Annotated in this window: 8 protein-coding genes and 2 pseudogenes; 2 read left to right on the top strand and 8 right to left on the bottom strand. The window is 69.0% G+C overall.

Annotation, left to right across the window (positions count from 1 at the left end; all coding sequences use genetic code 11):
* Window positions 1-192 (bottom strand): hypothetical protein (locus LXN57_RS47425; RefSeq protein ID WP_251804911.1); only part of this gene is annotated, 192 nt, incomplete at its 3' end.
* Between the two features lie 201 nt (window positions 193-393).
* Between LXN57_RS47425 and LXN57_RS47420 the strand changes: the two genes are divergently transcribed.
* Entirely contained in the window at window positions 394-783 is a 390-nt protein-coding gene (locus LXN57_RS47420) for a hypothetical protein (protein WP_251804910.1), read from the top strand.
* 2 nt (window positions 784-785) lie between these two features.
* Complete coding sequence (locus LXN57_RS47415; RefSeq protein WP_251804913.1) at window positions 786-1,562, top strand: hypothetical protein; 777 nt, start codon at window positions 786-788, stop codon at window positions 1,560-1,562.
* Between the two features lie 502 nt (window positions 1,563-2,064).
* Here LXN57_RS47415 and LXN57_RS47410 read toward each other — a convergent pair.
* The 7 genes and pseudogenes from LXN57_RS47410 to LXN57_RS47385 form a co-directional block, all read right to left on the bottom strand.
* Entirely contained in the window at window positions 2,065-3,579 is a 1,515-nt protein-coding gene (locus tag LXN57_RS47410; protein ID WP_251804909.1) for an alpha/beta hydrolase family protein, read from the bottom strand.
* A 75-nt stretch (window positions 3,580-3,654) separates the two neighbouring features.
* On the bottom strand, window positions 3,655-4,191 hold the full coding sequence (locus tag LXN57_RS47405) for a GAF and ANTAR domain-containing protein (protein WP_251804908.1): 537 nt from the start codon (window positions 4,189-4,191) through the stop codon (window positions 3,655-3,657).
* Window positions 4,118-4,411 carry a hypothetical protein gene (locus LXN57_RS47400; RefSeq protein WP_251804907.1) on the bottom strand — a complete coding sequence of 98 codons (294 nt, stop codon included), beginning with the start codon at window positions 4,409-4,411 and terminating at the stop codon, window positions 4,118-4,120. The genes LXN57_RS47405 and LXN57_RS47400 overlap by 74 nt, the downstream gene beginning before the upstream one ends.
* Window positions 4,412-4,424: 13 nt before the next feature.
* A complete protein-coding gene (locus tag LXN57_RS47395) occupies window positions 4,425-5,090 on the bottom strand; it encodes a GAF and ANTAR domain-containing protein (RefSeq protein WP_251804906.1) in 666 nt (221 codons plus the stop codon).
* A gap of 235 nt (window positions 5,091-5,325) precedes the next feature.
* Window positions 5,326-5,670: a CorA family divalent cation transporter gene (locus LXN57_RS47390; protein ID WP_285904774.1), complete on the bottom strand. Its 345-nt coding sequence runs from the start codon at window positions 5,668-5,670 to the stop codon at window positions 5,326-5,328.
* Window positions 5,645-5,878, bottom strand: a pseudogene (locus tag LXN57_RS48535) (CorA family divalent cation transporter); the annotation flags it as partial. The pseudogene LXN57_RS48535 and the gene LXN57_RS47390, both read right to left, overlap by 26 nt.
* Window positions 5,879-5,953: 75 nt before the next feature.
* A pseudogene (locus LXN57_RS47385) lies at window positions 5,954-6,265 on the bottom strand (IS110 family transposase); the annotation flags it as partial.
* Window positions 6,266-6,340 lie beyond the last annotated feature (75 nt).

The raw sequence follows: 6,340 nt of genomic DNA, 5'->3' as shown, positions 1-6,340 counted from the left end.
GGCATCATCCGGTACGCCGAGAAGAGTCTGGCTGAAACAGTGGCACAGGTGCGGGGCAAGGATGACCACCCTGTTCCGCTCACCACCCGGGTCCTGGAAGGCCCTGCGCAGGTCCTGCTGGATGCCGGCAAGGGTGCGGAACTGATGGTCCTCGGCAGCCACGGTCACGGCGCCTTCCTCGGTGACCGGCATGGCGATCACCATGACCGCCCGCAACGACCCGGACGCCTCCGCCGCCACAGTCGTCGCAGTCGTCGCAGCGGCGCTGATGATGGCACTGCTGGCCGCGATCACCTGATACCTCTACCGGCCGCTGTTTCGGCGGCGCGCGGCACGCTCCGGTGCTCCGGATCTGGATACGACCGCGCCCACCCACCTGGAGACGAGCACCGCATGACGCGCTCGACGGACACCGCGACCACTAACAGCCATGACCGTCGCGCCGAACCCGTAGCGCTCGACCGCCTCACCGTCGTGCCGATAAGCCATGGGCGCAGAACCGTTGGCGCGTACGTGATGACGCCCGAAGGAATTCGCTTCCAGTCGGCCGTGGATGTCACCCGCATCGTGGTGACCGCCCTGACCGCGGCGGCGCTCACCGGGGTCACCATCGCCATGGCTGTCGCGGTACGACGGCCCCCCGCGATCCGGTCGGTCGCGATGGGCCCCGGCGGCTGGATCAGCCTCAAAGGGATGCCGGTGCCGCCGATGCGCCGCGCCGCGCCGGCTCGTCCGTGGTGGGCGCGGGTGCTGCGGGCGCGCCGGCTCGTCGCCGAGCGCTGACGATGTCGCCGCCGAAACCCACTCACGCCCCACCCGCCGACGTGACGCTGTACTGGCTACCGCTCGGCGCCGGCGGCCACTGCATCCGCCTCAACGGGCGCATCTTCGAAGCCCTGCAAGCACGTCACCAGCATCGACCCGTACGCGACCTCTACCACTCAGCGCTCCAGGTACGGCTGGGCGCGCAACGCTTCGTCATCGAGATGACCCCGGTGCTGGGCGGCCCCGCCACGGATCACGGAGTCGTCCGCGAAGGCCCGGTCGGTTCCCGGCTTCTCGGACGTTTACCGCTGTTCCGGTACGAGGTGAGGATGTGGCGCGACGGCACTATCCTCGACCTGGCCGAGGCCGTCACCGGCCCGCACGTCGTCAGTGCCGACGCCACCCGGGCACGGGAGGTGTTGCGCCTGGTCCCGCTCGTTCCCGCGCTCGTCTGGGGCTGCGACGAAAGCCGTAACGGCGAGATGTGGAACTCCAACTCCCTGACCGCCTGGCTCCTCGCCGGCAGTGGTCACCGGATGGAGGCCGTCGGCCCGCCCGCCCACGGCCGCGCACCCGGATGGCACGCCGGCCTGGCGGTAGCCGCCCGGCGCAACGCTGCCGCCAGGTCGCCGGCGGGTGTTCCTGAGCCCAGCCGAACCACCCCGAGGCGAAGAACCCGACGATGGCGGCTGTCGCGGGGACATCACGAACCGCCTCCGTCAGCATGCCGCCGCCTGGCGGCATCCGGCGTCAGACGCGTACATCGAAGGGCTCGTCCGCGGCGCGGACCTCGGTGACCTGAACTCGCCCCGTCTTGTGGGCGGCAAGCGCGTCGGACCACATCTTCGCCCGCCGGACCGTTCGGGAGTTTCGGCGCAACCTCCCAGCCGGAGGCGAAGCGGATGCCGGCCAGCAGGTATCGCATGGCGGGAGGCCTGACGGATCAAGAATTTCGCCCCGGTTGCGGGCCGAAATCGACGGCGGCGGGTAGACAGCCACCGGGGTCCCGGGCGACAACCCTCACCGTACGCGCATCTACCGTGGCCGACGTCATCAGCCACGTGGTGGTGAGCCGACCAGGCGACGACGCTCCCAGCCAAGGACGACGCTCCCAGCCAAGACAGACAGGCGTAGGGTCGAGCTGCCCGCTCCGGACCCCGACCCGGCCGACACCGGGCCGTCGTGCACCTCGCGGTTGCCCACCGACCAGATCATCGATCACGTCTGAAGCCGCCGCCGAACCGGTCGCCGATTGCTGATTGCCGCACAGACGACGCCGGCTGACCTCGGAGGCAACCGTCATGGCTGTCGCAAGGGCGAGCGGATGGTGACGGTCGCCTCCGGGATCAACCGGGAGGCCTCGTCCAACAGCGGTGAGGTTCGGCCGCGCAGCGCCTGGTCGAAGAAGGCCACCGTGTACGCGTTGATGATCGTGAAGCCGCGCCGGCCGCCGATGGGCCCGGTCAAGCCGAGCTGCGCCGACGGGGGCAGCCAGTACGGCAGATCGGTGAAGTTGACATGGAACAGGCCCGGGATCTCCACGTAATATCCGCCGCCGGACAGTCGCGCGTATGCCGCGCGCATGGTCCCGAGCGTCGTGGCGATATCGTGCTCGGTCCAGCCGCCGGACCTCTGGCGTTCCAGCCGCATGGTGTCCGCGTCCCGGGTGAGGAACATCGTCGGTTGACGCAGGCCGGCCGCGACGACGTCGGCCGGTGCGGGGTCGTCCATGACCAGGCACGCCTTGAGGCGGGCGTCGCGCAGGCACGACTCGGCCGCGATCCGCCCGCCGAGCGAGACGCCTAACACGCCGGCCCGGCTGAGGTCGAGGTGTCCGGCGAGGATGCCCTGTGGGTCGCCGGCGTCGAGGTCAGCGAGCCGGTCGAGGGTGAGTCGCACGTCCTGGGCGAAGTAGGGGACCAGGCCGTCCGGCTGAGGCACACCGTTGAGTGCCGGTGTGGTCGGCTGTGGCTCGATGCTCTGGTCGACGAGCGGGCCGATGTCGCCGATCGGCAGGTTCTCGATCTGCCGGCCGTCCGGGAGCCGGACCGTCGCGACGACGCCGGGCTGGTCGAGGCCGACCACCACGTACCCGTGCGAGACCAGCTCCTCGATCTGGAAGGTGCTCACCGACCGGAACCCGTACAGGCCGGAAAGGAACACGAGCACCGGGTATCTGTCCTGGTCCTCGGCGACCGGAGCGGCGGCGACGGCGTTCGTGGTGATGTACCGGAAATGGCTGAACAACATCGGCGGCAGGCCGGCCAGTCGGGCGGATGCGGAGGTCACCGCGTCGGCATCGGCGATGTAGGGGGCACGCCCGGCGCCCGGTGTCGGGTTCGCCGGGTACCAGACCTGCGCCATCAGCTCGCGATGGTCGTCCGGGTCGGCGGTGAAAACCTCGGGCCGGCTTTGATCTACCCAGTGGTAGGTCACAGTGCCGATGCCGTAGTGCCCGGTGGGTACCGGAAAGTGGAACACCGGTACAGCCACCGGCAACGCCACCGAGACCACCAGCACGATCGCGCATCCCGCCATCCCGGCGATCGTCGCGGTCCGGGCGATCCACCCACGTAGGTTCAGTCGTCCCGCCATCAGCCGACGCAGGAACCAGGCTCCCGGCAACACCAAGGCCAGCGCGTACGCCGGCACTGCCTGCCACCGGACGCCCTCGGCGAGGATCTGCACCGAGCCGACGATGACCGGAACAGCCACCAGGTACCCCGCCCGCCGGTGCCGGCGCAGCCGTGGCAAGGCGATGACAAGGCATCCGATCAGATTGGCCACCGACAGCATCGCCTCGAACGGTCGCATCAACCTCGCCCCTCTGCCGCCCGGCCGCTCACGACTGGGGTCCGGCCTCTCGTTCGGCTGCGCCCGCGTGCCAGGTCAGTGCTCGGTCGGGGCACCCAGCCTGCCGGGGTCGGCGAGTATCTCCTGGGCGGCATCGGTCAGCTTGCGGTTGCTGCGGCGGGCGTACCCGCGCAGCGCGGCGAATGCCGCGTCGACGGAGACGCCGTGTGCCTGCGCGATGGCACCCTTGGCCTGCTCGATGACGATCCGGCTGTTGAGGGCGCCCTGCAACTGCTCCGTGAGCACCTCGCCGCGCCGGATGGCCCGTTCCTGCAGCAACCCGATCGCGGCCACATCAGTGAGCGCCTGCACGACCTGCACGTCCGCGTCGTCGAAGTTGCCACCCACCGTGTTGCCGAAGACGTTCAGCGCGCCGATGACCTCGCGGCGCACGCGCATCGGGAACGCGTGCACGGAGCGGAAGCCGGCGGTGAGGGCGTGGCGGGTGAAATCCGGCCAGCGGTCTCCCGCAGCCTGCAGGTCCGCGTTGAGCACCGGCTTACCGGTGCTGAACGCGTCGAAGCAGGGGCCTTCGCTGGCCTGCACCTGGAAGATCTCCAGGATTTCGGGCACGCTCGTCGGAGGCGGCCATGAACTGCAACCGGCCGCGCTGGTCCTCCAGCAGCAGACCGACCGCGGACGCCCCAACCAGGTCTGCGGTGCGCACCGTGAGCATGTGCAGAAAGTCGAGCAGGTCGAAATCATCCACCAACGTGTCGGCGACCTCGACGAAAATCCTCGAAAGCCGCTCGGCGGATACCGTACTCATTGGTGCCTCCCAGGCATCCGACATCTCGTCACCGTGTTCACTGGTCGCGGTCGAACCGCAGGTCATGCCCGAGAATCTCGCGAGCCACATCGATCAACCGGCGGTTCTCCGCGTACGCGTGGGCACGGATCCGGGCCATCGCCTCGGCGAGCGTCCCGCCGATCTGAATCATCACCATGCCCTGGGCCTGGAACAACTCGCCCGGTCCGGCCATCACGCCGTCGTCGGTCCGCCCGGCGCCGCGCTCTTCCTGACCGTCGAGCAGGATCGTGACCGCCTCGTCGGCGAGGTCGAACGCGTGGCGCAACTCGGAGCCGGACAGCGGACCCGGCTCGGCCCGGAACAAGTCCAGCACGCCGAGTTGCGCGGCCCCTATCTGCAGCGGGAAGGCGAAGATGGCGCCGATTCCGGCGTCGCGCATCGCGCCGGCGTACACCGGCCAGCGGGTGGGCTCCACCTGCCTGAGGTCGGCGATCAGCGCCGGACGTCGGGCGGAAGCAGCGTCGATGCACGGGCCTTCGCCGAGGACCAGTTGCAGCTCTTCCAGGCGCTCGCTGGCCGGATCCGCAGCGGCGAGCAAGCTGAACTGGTTGTCCTGGGCGACCACGGACAAGCCCGCACCCGCCGCGGACAGGGAACTCACGGCGCGCTCGCAGAGCCGGCGCAGCCGGGCGACGACCGGATCAGCGGGCTCCGCAACCATCGACAACCAGCTCACCGCCGCCCAGCAGGCCGGCAGCCGTGATGTACTCGAGGTCACCCACGGCGCCCAGCATGGCCGCACCCTTCACGAAAAGGAGGCTGCCGGGGTCCGGGGCAGGAAACGTCAACGTGCCGCTGACTGAGAAGACCGTACCGCAGAATCCCGCGCCACCTTGTCGCCATTGAGCGATCCGGCGGGGCGCGCGATCTTCAGGCGGCATGCAACTTCTACCTGATCACAGCCCCAGTCCCTGTGTTTGTAGACGGCATAGAGCAGGGTGGACCATCACGAGGATGAAGGCGGTCGAGACCAGCACGCCCCAGTGGGTTCCGTTGCCCGGGTAGGGCAGATTCTGGCCGTAGAAACGGGTGATCGCCGTGGGCACGGCGATGGTCGCCGCCCAGCTGGTCACCTTATTCATGATCAGATTCATCCGGTTCGCCTGGATGGTCAGGTTCGTCTCGGCGGTCGTGGCGACCAGATCGCGTAGTGATTCGGTCCACTCGGTGGCGCGAAGGACGTGGACCGGTGCGAGGCCGAACCGGTCGTCGTGGGCGCACGGTGATGATCGCCTGGGCAGTGATGAACACCGCGATCTCGTTGGCGGTCAACGTCACGCTTTCGTCGTCGAGGGTGACGGCGTACGCGCTGAGGAACAGGTGGGTGGGATAGCGGTCGAGTCTGGGGTGCTGGGATTCGTGTCCCGCGTCCTCGATGGCCAACTCGTGTAGGCCGAACTGTTTCGTTGACCATGGCAAAGTCGTCCGCGGTGGGCCGGCACAGTTCAAGCCACACCACCGACGCCGGTTCGGTCAGGTGGAGTCCTGGTTGCGCTCGAGCGGTCTGGGCTGGACGTTCGTGCGGTAGTAGGCCCGGCTGAGCGGGTCGGACAGGGCCGCGAACGCGGACAGGAAGAACGCGCGTTTGAGCTGCTTGTTGCCGCCTTTGGGTGGGTGCTCACCGCGGATGCTGGTACCCGAGCGGCGGGTCACCGGGGCGAGCCCGGCGTAGGCGGCCAGGTGGCCGGAGGTCGGAAATGCGGTGACGTCACCGACCTCGAGCAGGATCCGGGCTGCGGTCCTGACCCCGACACCGGGCATCGAGATCAGGACCGGGGAAAGAGGGTGAGCATCAAGCATCTCCTCTACTCGGACAGCGACCTGGTCACGTTGTTTACTGAGCTTTTGGGGTCAGGGTCAGGGTGGTGCCAGGCCGCTGGTGGCGAGGAATCCATAGGCGAGGGTGGGCCG

Source organism: Paractinoplanes hotanensis (assembly GCF_023717965.1).
Taxonomy (GTDB): Bacteria; Actinomycetota; Actinomycetes; order Mycobacteriales; family Micromonosporaceae; genus Actinoplanes; species Actinoplanes polyasparticus.
The sequence above is the reverse complement of the archived record's forward strand: the minus strand, read 5'-3'. Positions and strand labels throughout refer to the sequence as shown.